The 16,794-nt window shown below is 60.3% G+C and carries 10 protein-coding genes; 1 reads left to right on the forward strand and 9 read right to left on the reverse strand.

The window, feature by feature from the left end:
* Nucleotides 1-1,053: 1,053 nt before the first annotated feature.
* From ACWGZX_RS27200 to ACWGZX_RS27215, 4 genes are read right to left on the reverse strand one after another with little or no spacing between them, the layout of a single operon-like run.
* Complete coding sequence (locus tag ACWGZX_RS27200; RefSeq protein ID WP_452626242.1) at nucleotides 1,054-2,184, reverse strand: hypothetical protein; 1,131 nt, start codon at nucleotides 2,182-2,184, stop codon at nucleotides 1,054-1,056.
* Nucleotides 2,168-5,806 carry a toxin VasX gene (locus tag ACWGZX_RS27205; protein ID WP_452626243.1) on the reverse strand — a complete coding sequence of 1,213 codons (3,639 nt, stop codon included), beginning with the start codon at nucleotides 5,804-5,806 and terminating at the stop codon, nucleotides 2,168-2,170. The genes ACWGZX_RS27200 and ACWGZX_RS27205 overlap by 17 nt, the downstream gene beginning before the upstream one ends.
* Nucleotides 5,803-6,669 carry a DUF4123 domain-containing protein gene (locus ACWGZX_RS27210; protein ID WP_452626244.1) on the reverse strand — a complete coding sequence of 289 codons (867 nt, stop codon included), beginning with the start codon at nucleotides 6,667-6,669 and terminating at the stop codon, nucleotides 5,803-5,805. Before ACWGZX_RS27210 ends, ACWGZX_RS27205 begins: the two co-directional genes overlap by 4 nt.
* Entirely contained in the window at nucleotides 6,666-8,666 is a 2,001-nt protein-coding gene (locus ACWGZX_RS27215; protein WP_452626245.1) for a type VI secretion system Vgr family protein, read from the reverse strand. The genes ACWGZX_RS27210 and ACWGZX_RS27215 overlap by 4 nt, the downstream gene beginning before the upstream one ends.
* 384 nt (nucleotides 8,667-9,050) lie before the next feature.
* Here ACWGZX_RS27215 and ACWGZX_RS27220 point away from each other — a divergent pair, with 384 nt between their 5' ends.
* Entirely contained in the window at nucleotides 9,051-10,634 is a 1,584-nt protein-coding gene (locus tag ACWGZX_RS27220) for an ABC-F family ATP-binding cassette domain-containing protein (RefSeq protein WP_452626246.1), read from the forward strand.
* 274 nt (nucleotides 10,635-10,908) lie between these two features.
* On the opposite strand, the gene ACWGZX_RS27225 is transcribed toward ACWGZX_RS27220, so the two are convergent.
* The 5 genes from ACWGZX_RS27225 to ACWGZX_RS27245 are packed head-to-tail and all read right to left on the reverse strand — an operon-like array spanning nucleotide 10,909 to nucleotide 16,789.
* Complete coding sequence (locus tag ACWGZX_RS27225) at nucleotides 10,909-12,549, reverse strand: BatD family protein (protein ID WP_452626247.1); 1,641 nt, start codon at nucleotides 12,547-12,549, stop codon at nucleotides 10,909-10,911.
* Complete coding sequence (locus tag ACWGZX_RS27230) at nucleotides 12,546-14,285, reverse strand: VWA domain-containing protein (RefSeq protein WP_452626248.1); 1,740 nt, start codon at nucleotides 14,283-14,285, stop codon at nucleotides 12,546-12,548. Before ACWGZX_RS27230 ends, ACWGZX_RS27225 begins: the two co-directional genes overlap by 4 nt.
* A complete protein-coding gene (locus ACWGZX_RS27235; RefSeq protein WP_452626249.1) occupies nucleotides 14,282-15,361 on the reverse strand; it encodes a vWA domain-containing protein in 1,080 nt (359 codons plus the stop codon). The genes ACWGZX_RS27230 and ACWGZX_RS27235 overlap by 4 nt, the downstream gene beginning before the upstream one ends.
* A complete protein-coding gene (locus ACWGZX_RS27240) occupies nucleotides 15,354-15,848 on the reverse strand; it encodes a DUF4381 domain-containing protein (protein WP_452626250.1) in 495 nt (164 codons plus the stop codon). Before ACWGZX_RS27240 ends, ACWGZX_RS27235 begins: the two co-directional genes overlap by 8 nt.
* Nucleotides 15,845-16,789 carry a DUF58 domain-containing protein gene (locus ACWGZX_RS27245; RefSeq protein ID WP_223520758.1) on the reverse strand — a complete coding sequence of 315 codons (945 nt, stop codon included), beginning with the start codon at nucleotides 16,787-16,789 and terminating at the stop codon, nucleotides 15,845-15,847. Before ACWGZX_RS27245 ends, ACWGZX_RS27240 begins: the two co-directional genes overlap by 4 nt.
* Between the last annotated feature and the right edge of the window lie 5 nt (nucleotides 16,790-16,794).

The following is a 16,794-nucleotide window of genomic DNA, read 5'->3' on the forward strand; positions in this document are numbered from 1 at the left end:
TTTGCTTCAACCAGTGGATGGGTAGGTGAGTGAACCTCTCAGTTCATAGCCGCAGCAAATTTCGGATTAAACCTACATAAGAAGTTGAATCCCCCTGCATTTTTAAATAAGCCAGCTTGCCAAAGTCACCGCTTTTAGGAACGAAGACCGACATGAGCAGAAATAGGGCGCCGCAGCCATTACACGTGTCAGAACTTATAGGGGTGAGTGCAAAACGTACTGTTGTACTAATGTTCTCTTTTATATTGGTCGGATGTGGAGACGACAAAGCACCTTCTGTTCAATGGTTTATCGATAACCCATCCGAAATAGCTCAAACCCTTAGAAGCTGCAGCTACTCAACAAAGTACAATCCTATGCCGCACTACACATGGTGTGATAACGCACGATCTGCATCTCACACTATGAGTATTAGGCGGAGGGATCTTGAAGATGAAAAAAACTTGGCTGCTGCAAGAGATACTCCTGAGAACCTTAAAACAATTCATTGGTATGAGGGTAATCGTCAGGCGCGACAGGCGAAACTCAAGGAATGCAAAATAAGTGCAGGGAAAGGGGATGGTGAGTTGGACCACAGCTGTTTTAAAGCTACTCGAGCCGGAATGAATCAGTATGTAAGGGGCGGGCCAGACGTATTCGGTGGCGAAACTATGGCTGAGTTGGTGCGGATCCTGCGCGCAGTATCTCCCCCGCCAACGACTGTGCCGCCCGACACACGCCGGCATCGTGAGGTGAAGGGGAATGAGCTTGAACATGCGGTTCCGGCGCGTAAGTATCTCCCTGGACTGGAGCCGCAGGTGCTCCATGAACGAGTGGTCAAAGAAGTCGTTGCTCCCCCCTCTGACCACTGAATGCCAAGTAATCGAACTCCATAATGTGCCGGTTGTACTCATTGCCGACTTCGATCAGCATTTGAATAAGCCGGCTGTCGAGCCGCGTTGCTTACTTAATAAAACGACCCTCACAGCAGGGGTTTAGGCGAATGACGCAGATCGGGAAGCCCCTACATCGTTGGTGCTCAAGGTCTGCACATATACACCCAGCCCAAACACCTCATGCCCGGCGCTTGTCGGTCGGATTTGCGCGCTGCACCTCGGCAAAAATCTCGGTAATCGGTCGACGTGGCTGACGTTTATGCAGGGCGCGGACTTGTGCGCTCATGCGCAGCAGAGCTTCGCTCGGCTTGGCCCACTGTTCCTTCGGCAGCGGTTCCGACCATTCACGCATTGCCTCGGGCAACGCTTGTTGACCCTTTTCCTTGAGGCGACGGATTTCCCATTCGGTCAGGTGGTTGGGCAAGGTCCACAGCGTCATCACGTGGTACAGGTACCAGAAGAAGCCGGACACTCGACCACGTTGGCCTTCGCGAATTTGTTGGTGCATCCGCGCGCGGGCGTTGTGGAAGGTGTGCAGGCCTTCGTGGGGTGGGTCGTTCGGGCCTTGCAGGTCTTGCGGGTCCTGGATGGCTTTGAGGTCGTTGACTTCGTATTCCATGTAACCGCGGATGGCTTCCCAATGGCTGATGGCCAGGGACAGGCCGAAGCAGGGGAATTCGACGCTGGTCAGGGTTTCGCCGTGCTGGAAGCCGATGCCCATGCCGTATTGGCGGTGGATGCCATATTGGGTCGCGCCTTGGGCTTCGATGACCCAGGCCGAGAGGGACTCCCAGGGGACGAAGACGGGGTCAGTGGCGTCTTCGGGCATGAAGCAGACTTCGCGGCGTTGGCGGTTGAAGCGGGTGGGGATGATGGTGGCACGTTTGTTGTGGGTGTGGCTCCAAGTACAGAGCAGGATGGCTAAGGCGGAGAAGCCGGTAACTAAGGCATATCCATAGATGGCGAAGAATAAATCAATGACAAATACCCATGTGTATGCGAAGTCATATCCGAAGATAAGGCCCATGCAGCCGATTGCTGGCGGGATTAGGAACGTGATCATGAAGGCAACGCTGAATGGTCCACCTAATACGACCTGCCATGAAAACACCTGCGGTGAACCCAAGCCAAAGTCCATATACACCTCATTCAGATCCCCGATATGTGGACCGTGCGGCGGCATCGCGGTCGGCAGTGGCAACGGCGCGAGATAAGTGATTTTTCCACTGGGAAACGGCTCAACGTCTCCGGCACTTCGGGATTGCTCAAGCTGCGGCGCGGGCATCGGGCTATCAAGGTTGTTGGGCATGGTCGGCCAGCTCCAGCAAATGGGTTTCAACCAGCAACATGGGCGGATGCTCGGTAACGGATTGAGAGGACGACGCAGGGAAACGCCCCTCAGCACGGGGATTGAGGCAAATGATGCGAATGCGCGAATCCCACGCTCCGTTGACGCTCAAGGTCTGGATACAGACCGCCAGTTCCAGTGTTTCGGACGCTGGGGTGAATTCGGCGTCAGGGTCCGATGGATATTGCAGACAGAGCACTAGCGCGTCGGGTCCTGTTTGCACGATGCACAGGCTGTTCGCCACTTCCTCACTGATGACGTCCTTGCGCTCGCGCGGTACACCACGACTGTGGAGGGGAACGGAATGACGGTGGGCGCCAATCCCCAGGCGATGAGCCGGTTGACCACTCAGGGGCGGCTGAAAATCATTGAGCTTGAGCCCAGGCAGCACCAGATGGATGTCTTTGGGCTTGGCCTTTAACAGCAGGTCTTTCAGCCAGGAATCATGCTTGTTCGGACCCAGTTGCGCATACGGGGCGTGAAGCAAATAGCCCAGATACCTTTGATATTCATCCAGGGTATGGTCGCCACGCTCGTCGGTGTCCAGGCTCCAGGGCGTAGTTTTCAACCACTTATCGTGGGCGCTGAGGTTGTAGCGGTTGTACAGCCAGGTGCCACCCAGTTCCAGCACGGTGAACAGGGCGCCGGCCAGGTTGAAGCGGAAGAACACGGTGGAGAGACGGGTACCCGCGGCAGCCCAAGCGGCGGTTCTTGCAGCGCTGTTTTTTGCGACCAGCACGTTAAACGCGGCACGACCGGTGTGACTCAAACCATAGGCATTGACGGTCGTCATGCCGGTCGCACCCGCTGTGGCAAGCGCTGCACTATTCTGCGCTGCAGCATTCCCACTACGTATCGCCTGTTGCCAATTCTGCTGCTGGGTATTGAGACTAACCACTGAAGTGATAAAGCCGAAACTGTAGGTGAAAACGCCCAGTCCAACATGCAGCTTGCCCATCTGCACATGCACATGCACATTCTGCAAAGCGTGGTGTTGAAGACCCGCGACGAGTACGGCGCTACGTGCCTTCAACGCCGTATCAGCCAAACTTTGCGCTGCTGTGAATCCCGCCGCCCCTGTAGCAAAACTCGCACCAATCAACGGCCCCAACTTTCGCTTATCCCGAGATTGACGGAACGTCTCTCTCATAACCGAAACCAAATTCAACCCCTGCACCAAAAACACCAACAACCCCATCCCCTCGCTTCTAATCAACTTCACATTCGGCACACTCTGAACCCCCAACCGAATGTCCTTCAGCAAACTCCGCACCTCCAGCTGCTGCGCCGGTGGAAAAACCGCCGTCACCCCCGCCCGAGCCTGAGTCGCGCCGTACAATCGCACCGACTGATCCGGCAGTTCCGCAATCGGGCTCAGCGCCCCGGCCAGTCTCCCTTCAAGCTGAGTCAACTGCGCGCGCACCCGGACAATTTCCTCCTGCAACTCCACCGCCCTCTGCGTTCTATGCCCTTGGCGGTTTTTGTTGTGGGTGAACTGGTTGCGTTCACGGGTCAGGGTTTTCAGGTAGTCGCGCTCCTCCACTATTTCCTTGATAACCGATTGCAGCGCGCCGTGTTCCGCCGGCGTGGCGACGGTGAACGTCACGCCGGTGGTTTTCGCTGCATCGAGTATCCGCGCATGCAATGCCTTGGGCAGGCGCCGAAACAGTTCGTCCAGGTCAGGGATTTTCTCTCCCGCCAGATCGAACCCTTCCAGCGCCCGGCTCAGACCCAGGTTCAGCGCGGGGCTGAGGCTGTGCTGGGCCGCGTCAGCAATGGCGCGGGTGTGTTCGGGCAGGTCGTCGAGCGCCGGCAGGTGCGCTTGTTCGATTTTCTGTAACTCGCCCAACCAGTGCGGCAGGTTGTTGAACACCCCCATGCCGGCGTTGAACAACGTGGAGTATTGCGCGGCCCGTTCTGGCTGAAGACGCAGGGGCAAGGTGTAGAACAGTGGCCGGGTCAATTCCGGGTGTTGTTCCAGAAAGCCCAGCATTTTTTCGCTCGCATGGTCGCTGCGGCAGATGTCCTTGAGACAGGCGTATTCGGCGGTGAACGCCTGGTGGAGTTGCTGTCGATCCTGCGCGTCGTAATACCAGGCGGAGCGATGGAAGCGACCGGCACCCACCAGCAGGGTGCGGTCAGCGGTGATGCGCTCGAGCAAACGGTTCCAGCGCCCGAGGTCGTCGCGGTGCTGAAACAGCGCCGCGTCCATGGACGGCCGGTCGATGAAATCATTGACCCCGCGTTTGCCACTGAAACTGGAGCCTTCGAGCACATCGATGATGCGTTTGTTTTGCTCTTGGCTGAGTTTTATCAAGGTATCGAGGTGACGTTCGACGAAATCGTCGGGCGCGACTTTGAAATGTTGGCGAGCGTAGTAACGGCGGTCTGCCTCGTCACTGGCGCGGCTATGGGCGGTGAAGTCGGGTGTGGCGCCCTGGTACTTGGCGAGTTTGAACGCTTCGGCATGCGCTTCTTTACGCGCTTGCTCCAGTGCCGGGGGCACGGGAGCATCCAGCGACTCGACCTTGCCGCCCTTGTTCAGGTAATCCAGCAAGGCTTTGCGGGTGTGCTCCCGATCCGGTTCCGGCAACTGTTCCAGATCGCCAAAAAGCGCCTGCACTCGCGGATCGTCGCTGGCCTCGGCCAGATTACCGATATCCGCCGGGCTGAGCTGGCTCAGGGACTCGATATAACAGGCCAACAGGTAATCGCGTTCGTTGTGGTCGGCATTGCTCCAGTCGTCGACCCAGCCGACTACAGTGTCCTGATATTCGGCCAGATCACGCAATACGCCGAGGTCGTCGTGGACCACGAGGAACAGCGTGTCGTCCTGATAAGCCGGGCGCACCCGCCCGAGAAACTCACCGATGTGCGCCTCGCGAAAGCGCTGCGGCTGCTCCCACAAATAGGGTTCACGTTCGTGCTCGGGGGCATCGCTGACGTGCACCGTCGGCAATAAAACGGCGTCTGGTGGTGACTCGGTTTCCTGTTCCACGCGGTCTTGTGCCGCTTGCACCTGCCGTGCCGGATCGGTCGCAATCTCTGCCAGCCACTGTTTGCCTTGCTCGACCGTCAGCAGATGCTCGCCACCGGTTTGGCAATGCACCGGGCCGAGATCGACGGCCTGCATGAAGTGCTCGCGTTCGTCACGGCTGTCGAGCACTTGCGCGCATTTGGCCGCCGTCCACTGCACTTCGGCGAAGGTCACGTGCAAGGTGCTGCGCCTCGAAAACACCAGTGCAGGACGCTCTTCGATGGGCGTGCGTTGATCGTTGTCGACCTTGGCGCCCTTGTGCAGCAAGGCGCTGACCAGTCCGTTGAGGACCTGATATTCGTGCAAGTGGCCGGTGGCGCTGTCGATCACGTACAACCAGCCATCGCGCAGCATGCGAATGCCCATTGGACGGGTCGTCAGGGCATACGGCAGCTTCAGTTCGGCGCTCGGGTCAAGGGGCTTTTCCACCAGCCCGTAACGCAAGGGCAACAACTGCACATGCGTTTGACGCAAGGGGCAGGCACCCAGAGAGCCGATGGGGGATTTGGAGGCCGCAGCGGCGGCGAGGTTGGCGGGTGAAGTCATGGGTGGCCTCGTTGGCTGGCCCACTGGTGGGCGAGGTCAGCGGCCAGCGCCACGCGCTCGCCGGGGGATTGCAGCGACGGTGTATGCAGCAATCGGTTGATGTGCGGGTGCTGATCGAGCGATGAGCCATCCAGCGAGGCCATGACGTTGGCGTAATAAAACAATTCGGACTGGCTGCTCAAACCCAGCGTGCTGGCCTCAGCCTCCAGTTGCTCGAGCATTGGCCAGCGTTCGGCCACGGTTTCGCCGCCATGGTGTTCGGGGAAGTGCGTGAGCAGATGAGCGTCGAGTTCGAGCAATACTCGGCGCCGATCAGCGTGGTCCAACGCCAAATTCTGATCAGCGCTCAGGCGATAGGGCGTTAGCAATTCGGGGCACTCGGCCAGGCGGGGTTGGTGCTGTTGCCAATTAACCTCGACACCGTCGGCGGTCACCACGCAGGACAGTGGCCCAAACAATCGCTGATCGCCGCTACCGAACAGGATTCGCGCCACGGCAGCGTCAGCCAGTCGCAGCAAGACCGGCAACCCCTCTGGCAACTCAACCGTCAGCAGTTTGCGCAAGTGCTCAGCGACGGCGTGCGCCGAGTCCCGGCTGAACAACAGCACGCTCGATTCCTCGTGTGCGTGCTCCAGATAAAACTGAACAAGTGGCTCGTCAGGTTGTTGAACGGCCACCAACAGCGGTGAGATATCCCGCAGCGCAGTAAACGACGGGCAGTCATACAGCGCGACGGTGCTGGCGCCGGGATTCAGTTGTTTCAAGCGCTTCGGCAAATCACTCAAGGTCGCGCCGTCCAGCAGCAGGAAAGCCTGTTGCTCGCTCCAGGGCAGGTCTTCAGGCAGAGAGGTCGAAAGGTTCATGCTTGGGCGGCCTCGCAAATCAGGCAGCGCGAGGCGCGGGTTGAAATCAACGCCTGGCGCTGCTGTGCCGTATCGAACGTCACTTTCAGCAAGGGCAAGGCTCCAGGCATCAGCGGCTCGGCTGCCATTCCTACGGCCGGGGCACCTCCCTCTAGAATCGGCACGCTGCTGAAAATGCCTTCGGGCCCAAGCGTCAACCATTGGCCGCCAGCCTTGATGGTCAGGTGCGCTCCGGCATCGATGACGACTTGTTGCCCGGCACTCAGGTGAATCTGTTGCGTGGCGCTGAGTCGCTGACTAGTGACGCGGATATGCTGATCGCCATGGATCAACAGGTGGTCGTCCCGTTTCAGTTCGGTCAGGCGATTGCCGTGGGTGAGGTGCTGTTCTTCGCCACGCAGGTCGTGACTGGTGATGCCACCGACCACCACGGTGCGCTGGTTATCGACTTGAATACGTTCGTCATTGAGGACCAACTGGACGAAATCACGCTGGGCGCGCAGGGCAATCTCTTCGGCACCCTTTTTGTCCTCAATGCGTAGCTCGTTGTAACCGCCGCCACCGGGGCTGCTCTGGCTGCGAAAAATGCTGCGGGTGTGCTCGGCGGGCAGATCCAGTGGCACCGGCGTCGAGGCGTTGGGCAGACAGTTGAGGATAAAAGGTTTGTCCGGGTCACCTTCAGTGAAGCCGACCAGCACTTCCATGCCGACCCGGGGGATCAGTACGCTGCCATATCGGTCGTGGGCCCACCCAGTAGCGACGCGCAGCCAACAGCTCGATTGTTCGTTGTTCTGGCCCTCCCGGTCCCAGGGCAGTTGAACCTTTACCCGACCGTATTCATCGCAGTAGATTTCTTCACCGGGCGGGCCTGTGACGATGGCATGCTGGCTGCCTGTTATCCGCGGCTTGGGATGTTCAAGAGCCGGTCGGAATATGACGTCCCAAGGTGTCGCGACGAAGTGGTTACGGTAGCCCTGACTGAAACCGTCCTGTGGACTGACATCGGTGATCGACTCTTCCAGCACCTGGGGTTGCAGCCCAACATGTTCGACTTCAGTCAGTAGCCACAGACCATTCCAGGCAGCGCGGGGGTGTTCGATCATGTCAACGAAATGGCCGCAGCGCAGGTAGCGTTGATCACTGCGGCCATTGGCTTGCCGGTAATCGGCCTGGTGGCGTTCCAAGGCCCGATTGGCCAGCTGTTTACCACGCTCACGATGGGTGAACTGACCTGGAAAACCGTAGTCCTCAAGGTGCGGCAGTTGCAGGGTTTTAGCCTCGCTTTCCAGTTTCAGGCGCGGCTTCTCGAAGTCGTAGTCACCACGGCTGACGTGGGTCGGGCGGGTTTGCAGACTCACGTTGAAACGATCAATCACGGGGTCTTCGGCGACCATACCGCTGTCTTGCCTGTAAGCGGTTGACTGGTGTGGTTTCGAAAAACCGGTCTGATCGTCGCCGAACACCAGCACGTGACCATCGGGGCTATGTTCAAAATGAAAGTGCAGACCTTCTTCCTCACACAACCGTTGCAGGAAGTGCAGGTCCGACTCGTACTGGACACAATAGAGCCGCTGTGGGTACTCGGCGCTCAGCTGGAAGCGCCAGGTGTTGGCCTGAAGACCTTGATCTTTCAGCACCTTGGCAATGATTTGCGGCACGCTCAGGTTCTGAAAAATTCGTTGGTTATGACAATGGGCCAGATAGGCGACATGAGGCACCAAGGTCATTTGATAGCGGGTCAGGCGTTTGCCGGAATCACCTTGTGCGACTTGATAGACCTGCCCGTGGATGCCGCTGCTGTCAGGACCGAAGCTCAGAAAAGCCGAGCGATGCAGCAGCGACTCAAGGTCCAGGTCGGGACGTTCGCTGACCAGTTCGAGATTGACTTTGTAAGGCTGGTTGAGTCGCTCCTTGGCACGGAACTCCAGTACCTGAAGGTCGTGGGGGAAACCATCAATGTCGAGTCTGAATACCACGGGTTTGGCAGCATTGAACATCCACATATCCCTGTGTCTATCGGAAGGCACGGGACTTTGCGTGGATCTGCGAGCTGGCGCAGTCAGACAGATCGTTGTTTGGCGTAGGACGAGTCCGTTATGCAGGGTGGCTGTCGAGGGCTCTGACCTGACGAGGCATACTCCGCAGGAAATAAAGTTATGGCTGCGAGAGAACTTACAAAGGCGAAAGGGGAGAGGGTTGTTGGCAAAAGACCGGGGGCAACTGGCGTTGGGTCTCCGAATTTTGGATGGCTCATCCGGTCAGGTTCGATTTCGACGCGGTGCGCGTGATCGATGTACCTTTGCCAGCGAAACGTCTGGTGCTGTTGCGCACCATCAGGGAGTTGTTCAGTGCCTATCGGGCCGATTGTTTAAGGATGCGTCATGACCCAACGATTACTCCAACTTGATCAAGTGTCGTTCAGCCTGCCCGACGGGCGCGTGCTGTTCGATCACTTGAACCACACCTTCAGTACCAGGGCCACCGGCATTGTGGGCGCCAATGGCTGTGGCAAGTCCTTGCTTGGTCGGCTCCTGATGGGAGAGCACCTGCCCACCAGCGGCATCGTCCGTCGCGAAGGACGGGTTTACTCCGTGGCGCAGTTACTGGAACCCGAGCGCTACCCCAGCGTTGCCGCGCTGGCCGGGGTCGACCATATTCTGGCGGCGCTGGAGCGCATAGCCCAAGGCAGCGTCGACGATGACGACCATTCGCTGGCGGTTGACCAATGGGATTGCGCCACACGCCTTGAGGCGGAACTGCAGCAGATCGGCCTGGGTCATTTGAATGCCGACGCGCGCACCGACGCACTCAGTGGTGGCGAGCGGCAACGGGTGGCGCTGATGGGGGCGTGGTTATCTCGGGCCGACTGGCTCATTCTGGATGAGCCCAGCAACCATCTGGATATTGATCAGCAACACAAGCTCGTGCAGCAGATCAATCGCTGGCCCAACGGCGTGGTGTTGATCAGCCACGACCGGGGCCTTCTGGAGCACGTGAACGAAATTGTCGAGCTTTCGCCCTTGGGGCTGGCGGTTTATGGCGGCAATTACAGCCAGTATGCAGCGCTACGCGAGCAGGAACAGCAGTCGTTCCAGTCGGCATTGCAGGGGGAGCGGGCACAGGCCAAACGCGAGCATCGAGAGATGGTCGTGCAGATGGAGCGTCAGCAACGGCGTAATGCGCGCGGCGACCGTCAGGCCCGTGACGGCAATCAGACCAAGCTGATCACCAATGCCCAGAAAGAGCGCAGTGAAAACAGTCAGGGAAAATTGCGCCTCAATCAACAAGTGGCCCGGGAGCAGCAGCAACTACGGATCTCCGAGGCTCGTGCGCGGTGTGCGCCGGACATCCAACGCATGATGTTGTCTCCGGAAAGCGTAGTGCCCAATGGCAAGCTGATTGTGCAGCTCAACGACGTCGTTCTCCCGTTCGGATACGCGGCGCCGGTCAATCTGACGCTGACGGGACCCACGCGCATGGCCATCCTGGGCGCCAACGGCAGTGGTAAGTCGACCCTGTTGCGAGTGATCGCCGGCCAAATGCCGACGCGTGAAGGCGAACTCATCCGCAGTTGCCATGTCGGCTGGCTGGATCAGCACGCCGGTTTGCAGTACCCGGAACGCACGGCGGTGCAATGGCTCTACGAGAGTAATCCGGAGTTGCCCGAGGCCGAGGCGCGGACCCGCCTGGCTCAGATGGGGATTGATGCGGATCGTGCGATGCTCAAGACCTGCCAATTAAGCGGTGGCGAACGCCTGAAAATTGCCCTGGCTGCGCAGCTGTATGCACAGCGACCCCCGCAGTTACTGTTGCTGGACGAGCCGGACAACCATTTGGACTTGCCCAGTGAAATTGCGCTGGAACAGATGCTCAATCAGTACCAAGGGGCATTGATAGTCGTCTCTCATGACAGCGCTTTTTTACAGGCGATTCATCTGGACGCTGAGTTTCATCTCAACATCTAGGGGGCGTTCTCAATTAGTTTTCCCGCCGCGCCGGGTCTGCTGTTGTGCAGGGCAAGGCGCGAGAAGCGTGGTTTGGTCATTCCAAATAAGCTTCGAGCAACGCAGCCCTGCACAACAACAGGCCCGGCCCTTCGGGTTGTGCCTTAAAGCGGGCCAGGCTGCGTTGCAGGCCTTGGAAAGGGAACAACCATTCCCAGCGGCCTGCGCCTTGCCCGGCCCGCTTTAAGGCGACAACGCGGCGGGGAAACTAATTGAGAACGCCCCCTAGAGGGCTTCATTTCGGATAAAGCGGCGGCAACCCGCTATCTCCCACCGGGTCCTGAACCCGTTCGGCAATCGGGATCGCCTTGATCGCGCGCCACAGTTCTTCGCCTTGCCAGTACTGGCCGGTTTCGCTGTAGAGCGCGCCGTTCAAGCCGTCCAGGGCATCGGACAGTGGCACGAAACGGGCGGCCATGTCGGCCAGGGTTTCCGGTTGTTGCCGCGCCCAGGCGTCGAGCGCCTGGCGGGTGGCGTGGGAGTCGTTCGCCAGGCAGGCGCGCTTGAGGTCGTCGAGGACGGTGCGCGGGCTCGGGCCGGTCTGCGCAGTACGCAGGATTGCCGGTTGCCAGCGGGCACGCCACCAGAGGCCGAAGCCGAGCAGGGTGGTGCAGGCCAGGATCAGCGTGCTGAGTTTCCAGCGCCGCAGGGTTTCGCTGTCGGCAGCGGAATTGACTTGAGGGGTGCCGGCTGGTGTGTCGACCGTCATGCTTGGGTTGTTGGCGACTTGCAGGGTACGGGCCGGCAGGCTGCTGTGTTCCAGGTGATCTTCGAACGTGTTCCACCAAACCACTTCGACCGCCGGCAACTCGATTGCACCGCTGCGGGTGGGAACGAGGGCTTCGCGGTCTTCGCGACTGCCGATCAGCCCTCGTTCGCTGCTCTGGTTGTTCATTGCCGGTTGATCCGGATAGCGCCGCAAGCCATTGACGTCGGTGGCCGGCAGCGGTGGCAGTTGCGAACTGGACAGGCCTTCCACCTTGAGGATCAGGCTGCGGGTCAGCGAGTCGCCCACTTGTGCGTGGTCCGGCTCCGGGTTCCAGCTTTCGCTCAGCGTCACGCTGCGGGCCGGCAGCCAGGGCAGGTCGGCAGGGTAGGTGATGGGTTTGGCTTTGACCGTCAGCAAAATGGGCGTGGAGCTGACGCGCATCAGTTTCCCTGATTTCGGCGCCTGGGCCGCTACGTCCTGCGCGGGCTGGGTATCGACCAGAGTGGCACTGAAGATCTGCGCCGGAATGGCCAGTTCGCCACTGTGTTGCGGATAGATCGCGTAGCGCATTTCGATCACGCCATGGCGCAGACCGTTGATGACTTTTTCGTAGGTGCGCGACTCGCCCAGTGGTTCGATACGCGCGTCAGGCACCTGCAACGGGGTCAGGCTGCTGTCGTCGTACAGCGACACGGAATGGTAGATGCGCAAGGTCAGGACCGCCTGGGCTTGCACGTACACACTGGTCTGATCGAGGCTGGCGTCGATAAACACCGGGGCCAGTCTGGTGGCGGTGTCCTGGCTTTCGCTCTCGACCACTTGCACCGTGATGGGCTGGCTCTGCACCTCGCCCAGTTGCAATGACGGAATCGTCACGCTGCCGTTTGCCCTGGGCAGCAAGGTAATGATCCAGCGCGTGGTCGCGCGGTTTTCGCCACTGAGGGTGTTCAACTGGTTGACCTGGCGGGTACCGCGCACTTCGAACAGCGGCTCCAGTGGCGTCAGGTCCGGCTTGCCAAACTGCGTCACGTCGCTGGATTCCAGGGTCAGTTCGACCGTCTCGCCGGAGTTCAGGCGGCTGCGATCGACACTGGCCACCAGCGCCGACGCCTGGGCCTGAACGGCGCAGAACAGCAGGGCAAGCATGAAGAGGGTGAAGCGGGTCATCGAGTTTTTCCCTGATCCTGATGTTGTTGCTGTTCGTACCAGAATTTGCGCCTGAGCAGTTCACCTGGATCATCCGGGATCTTGCGCAGCCATTGCTCCAGCGCCTGACGCTGTTCGCCTTCGATCGTGCCGCTGGCCGGGCGCCGCGGTGGCCTGGTGCTTTGCTCGTCTGCCAACTCGCTGCCCGGGACTTCATTGGTACCCGGTTTTGGCGGCGCTTTGGCCTGTTGCTGGGCGTCCTGTGTGGCTTGCTGGGCATCGGTTTTCGGTTCGCCGTCGCTCGTCGGTTGCGTGGCCGCTCCGGGCGACTGTTCCTGCTCGGCGTTCTGCGCCTCGCTGTCGTCTGCCGAGTCCGGCTCAACCGGCGGCGGGGTGTGTTTCTGCTTGAGCAGACTTTCCACCAGCGCTTTGTTGGTCAGGGCCGGGCGCAAATCCGGTTGAAGTTCCAACGCTTGTTCGTAGGCATCCAGCGCGGCTTCCAGCTCCCCGCTTTTGGCCAGGGCATTGCCACGATTGTAGTGGGCGTGGGCGTCACTGCCTTGGGCGAACCGCTGGGCGGCGCCACTGTAGTCGCCGGCTTGATACAGCGCCACACCTTGCCATTGAGGGTCCTGGAAATACTGCGCAGCCCTGGCCGGGTGGTCTCGCTTGAGCAAGTTCAGGCCCCTTTGATCAGGGCGAAGCCACAAGTCTTCGAAGTCAAAGGCGTAACTCGGTTGCGGCAGCACCCACAGCAGCGGCAGGCAGAACAACCAGCCGCGGCGCCCGGCACACGCCGCCAGCAGCAACAGCGGCAGCAACAGCCAATAGCCCTGGTCGGCCCACGTGTCGAGGCGCAAGGTTTGCCCGTTGTTACGCAACGTGCGCGGGCCATCGAGCAGGCCGAGCGCGCGCAGGTCGGCATCGTCCAGTTGCGCCTGGCGATAGCGTCCGCCGAGATCGTGGGCAAAGGCTTTAAGGCTTGAGTTGTCCAGACGCGGCACTAGAATCGCGCCTTCATTGTCCTTGAGGAAGCTGCCGTCTTCCTGAGCAACCGGCGCACCTTCGTCAGTGCCGATGCCAAGCATCAAAAATTGCGTCGAATGCCCGTCCAGTGCCTGACGGATGCCTTGGCGCTCTTGCTCGGTCAGGGTGGAGCCGATCAGCAGAATCCGGCCATCGCCCAAAGCGGCCTGATTGAGCAAGGCAAGTGCCTTGTTCACCGCGAGATCAGCCCGATGCCCGGACTCAGGCATCAGCGAAGGTTTCAGCGCATCCAGCAGGTTGCCACTGGTCGAGAGGTCATCCGACAGCGGCACCAACGTGTGTGCGCTGCCGGAGTAAACGACGATGGCCGTCTGCGAGTCGCTGCGTACTTGCAGCAGGTCAAACAGCTTGCGTCGCGCCTGTTCCAGCCGATTCGGTACCACGTCGGTGGCGAGCATTTCCGGGGTCAGTTCAAGCACTACGACCAGTGGATCGGCAGGCTTCTGACTGGCCTGTTCGACCCGTTGCCAGCTCGGCCCCAGCAGCGCCAGAACGGTCAGCACCCAGGCCAACCCGAGTACGACCCACGGCAGCTTGCTGTCGCGTCCGTTACCGCCACTGAGCAAGGCGGCGTGAAAGGCGGGCGGCAGAATCATCTGCCAGCGCCCGGCCCGCTTTTGCCGGTGCCAGAGTTGCCACAGCAACCAGCCCAGCACAGGCAACAGCAACAGCCACCAGGGGCGGAACCAGAAAGGCCAGAGCACGCTCATCGGCGTCTCCGCAGGCGCAGACGTTTGAGTCGCTGGCGCCAGTCAGGCAGGGGCGATTGCAAGTACAGATCCTTGGTGAGCAGGCGATGCAGCGGATTATCCGGCCAGCGCTCGCGCACCACCAACAACATGCTCAACAGCAGCGCCAACGCCAGCGGCCATTGATACAACGCGTGGGCCGGACGGGCCTGGGTGGGTTGTTGCGTGACCGGCTCTAGTGTGTCGAGGGTGTCCTTGATGGTTTGCAGTTCGTTGCCATCATGGGCGCGGAAATACTGACCGCCGGTGGCTTCAGCGATGGCTTTGAGCGCCGGTTCGTCGAGGTCCAGGCTCGGGTTGACGCCGAGAAAGCCCAGCGTGCCACTTTCCTCCGGGTTGGCCCCAACGCCGATAGGGTAGATTTTCACCCCTTCGTTAGCCGCCAGGCGCGCAGCGGTCAACGGGTCGATTTCGCCGCCGTTGTTGGCGCCGTCCGTGACCAGAATCAGCACACGGCTCTGTGCCGGACGCAGGCGCAGGCGTTTAAGGGCCAGGCCGATGGCATCGCCGATGGCGGTGTTCTTGCCGGCGATGCCGATCCGCGCTTCGTCGAGCCAGACCCTTACGGTGTGCCGGTCGAAGGTCAGCGGCGCTTGCAGGTACGCCTGACTGCCGAACAGGATCAGGCCGACCCGATCGCCATCGCGGCTTTCCAGGAAGTCACCGAGCAAATGTTGCACGAGGCTCAAACGGCTGACGTCCTCGTCCTGCCACTTCATGTCGGGAAAATCCATCGAGCCGGACACGTCTACCGCTACCAGCAAATCGCGGCCACTGGCCGCAATCGGCAGCGGTTCACCCAGCCATTGCGGGCGCGCGGCGGCGATCAACAGCAATAGCCAAAGCAGTATGAACGGTGCCTGCTGGCGCCAGGCCGGCAGGTTTGCCCGGGCGCGGCGGCGGGTCAGGCCTTCGAGGTCATTCAGGAACGTGACTTTGAGCGCCGGCTCGCCACTGTCGGCCATCGGCAACAGTACGCGCATCAACCACGGCAAGGGCAGCAAGGCAAACATCCACGGCCAGGCAAACTCAAACATGTTTGCGAATCCAGGTGTCGACGGCTTGGGTCAGGCCCGCGATGGCCTTGTCGTCGAGTTTGCATTCAGGTTTGTAGGCGCCTTCAACCAGGACCATCCAGCGTGTCAGGCCGGCCGCGGGGCAGCGGTTGTCGAGAAACGCCAGCCATTTGCGCCCGTTGAGTGTGTGGCTCTGGCTGTAGGGGTAATGGTTGCGACACAGGCGCTTGAGCAACCCATTGAGCTGCTGCAACCAGGCGCCGGCTGGTGCGCCGTCGTAGGGTTTGGGCATCCGCGCCAGTTCGGCCAGCGCGGCGACACGCACCGGGTCCAGCGGCTGTTCGGCGCGAACGATAGGGCGTTTGGGTGCCATCAAGTGTCGCATCCGCCACAGGCCAAAGCCGATCAGCGGCAGCAATAACAGCAACAACCACCAGCCCGGCGCGGGAGGCCAGAACTCGATGGGTGGCGGTGTAATTAGCGGCTGCAGTTGATCGAGGCTGCTCATCGACCTTTCCCCGGTTTTTGTGGGTTCAGGTACTCGCGCAGTTGCTCGACCATCTCGCTCTGGGTGCTCAATGGCATCAGTAATACGCGTAGTTTTTGGGCGAGCAATTCCCAGCGGGCGATGCGCGCTTCGGCTTGCGCGCGATAGGTCTGGCGCAAGTCGAAATTCAGGGTGTCGAGTTCCAGTTGCGCGCCACGTTCGGCAAATCGCAGCAAGCCGGCGGCGGGCAGGGCGTGATCCAGTGGATCGGACACGGGCAGTAGCAACAGGTCGCAATGGCGCGACAGCAGGCTCAACTGTTGCTCGGCGCCCTCGCTCAAGGCGCGCTCGTCGCAGATCACGATCGCCAGGCTGCCGGGGCGCAGCACTTCCCGGGCGCGCCGCAGGGCAATGCCGAAGGCGTCGCGGTCCGTTTCGCTTTCGGTGTGCAGCGACTGATTGACCCGCACCAGACGGTTGAGCAATTGCAGCAGGCTTTGTTTACTACGGCGGGGTTTGATCTCGTAGTGCTCATTGTCGCCGAACACCAGTCCGCCGACCCGATCGTTATGGCCGAGCGCCGCCCAGCCAATCAGGCTCGCGGCCTGGGCGGCGAGCACCGACTTGAACATCAGCCCCGAGCCGAAGAACAGACGACGGCTTTGCTCGACCATGATGAAAATCGGCCGCTCACGCTCTTCATGGAACAGTTTGGTGTGGGGTTCCTGGGTGCGGGCGGTGACGCGCCAATCGATGCTTCGCACGTCATCACCGGCCTGATAGACCCGTACCTGATCGAAGTCCACTCCGCGCCCGCGCAGTTTGGAGTGGTGCAGGCCGATCAGCGGGCTGCGCTGGCTCGGCGTGGAGAATAATTGCACTTCACGCACGCGATGGCGCATCTCGATCAGTTCGGCGAGGCTGACACGGATGCCCGGTTCGGCTGGCAGGATGGCGTTCATCGGGG

It is taken from the genome of Pseudomonas sp. CLCA07 (assembly GCF_053615335.1).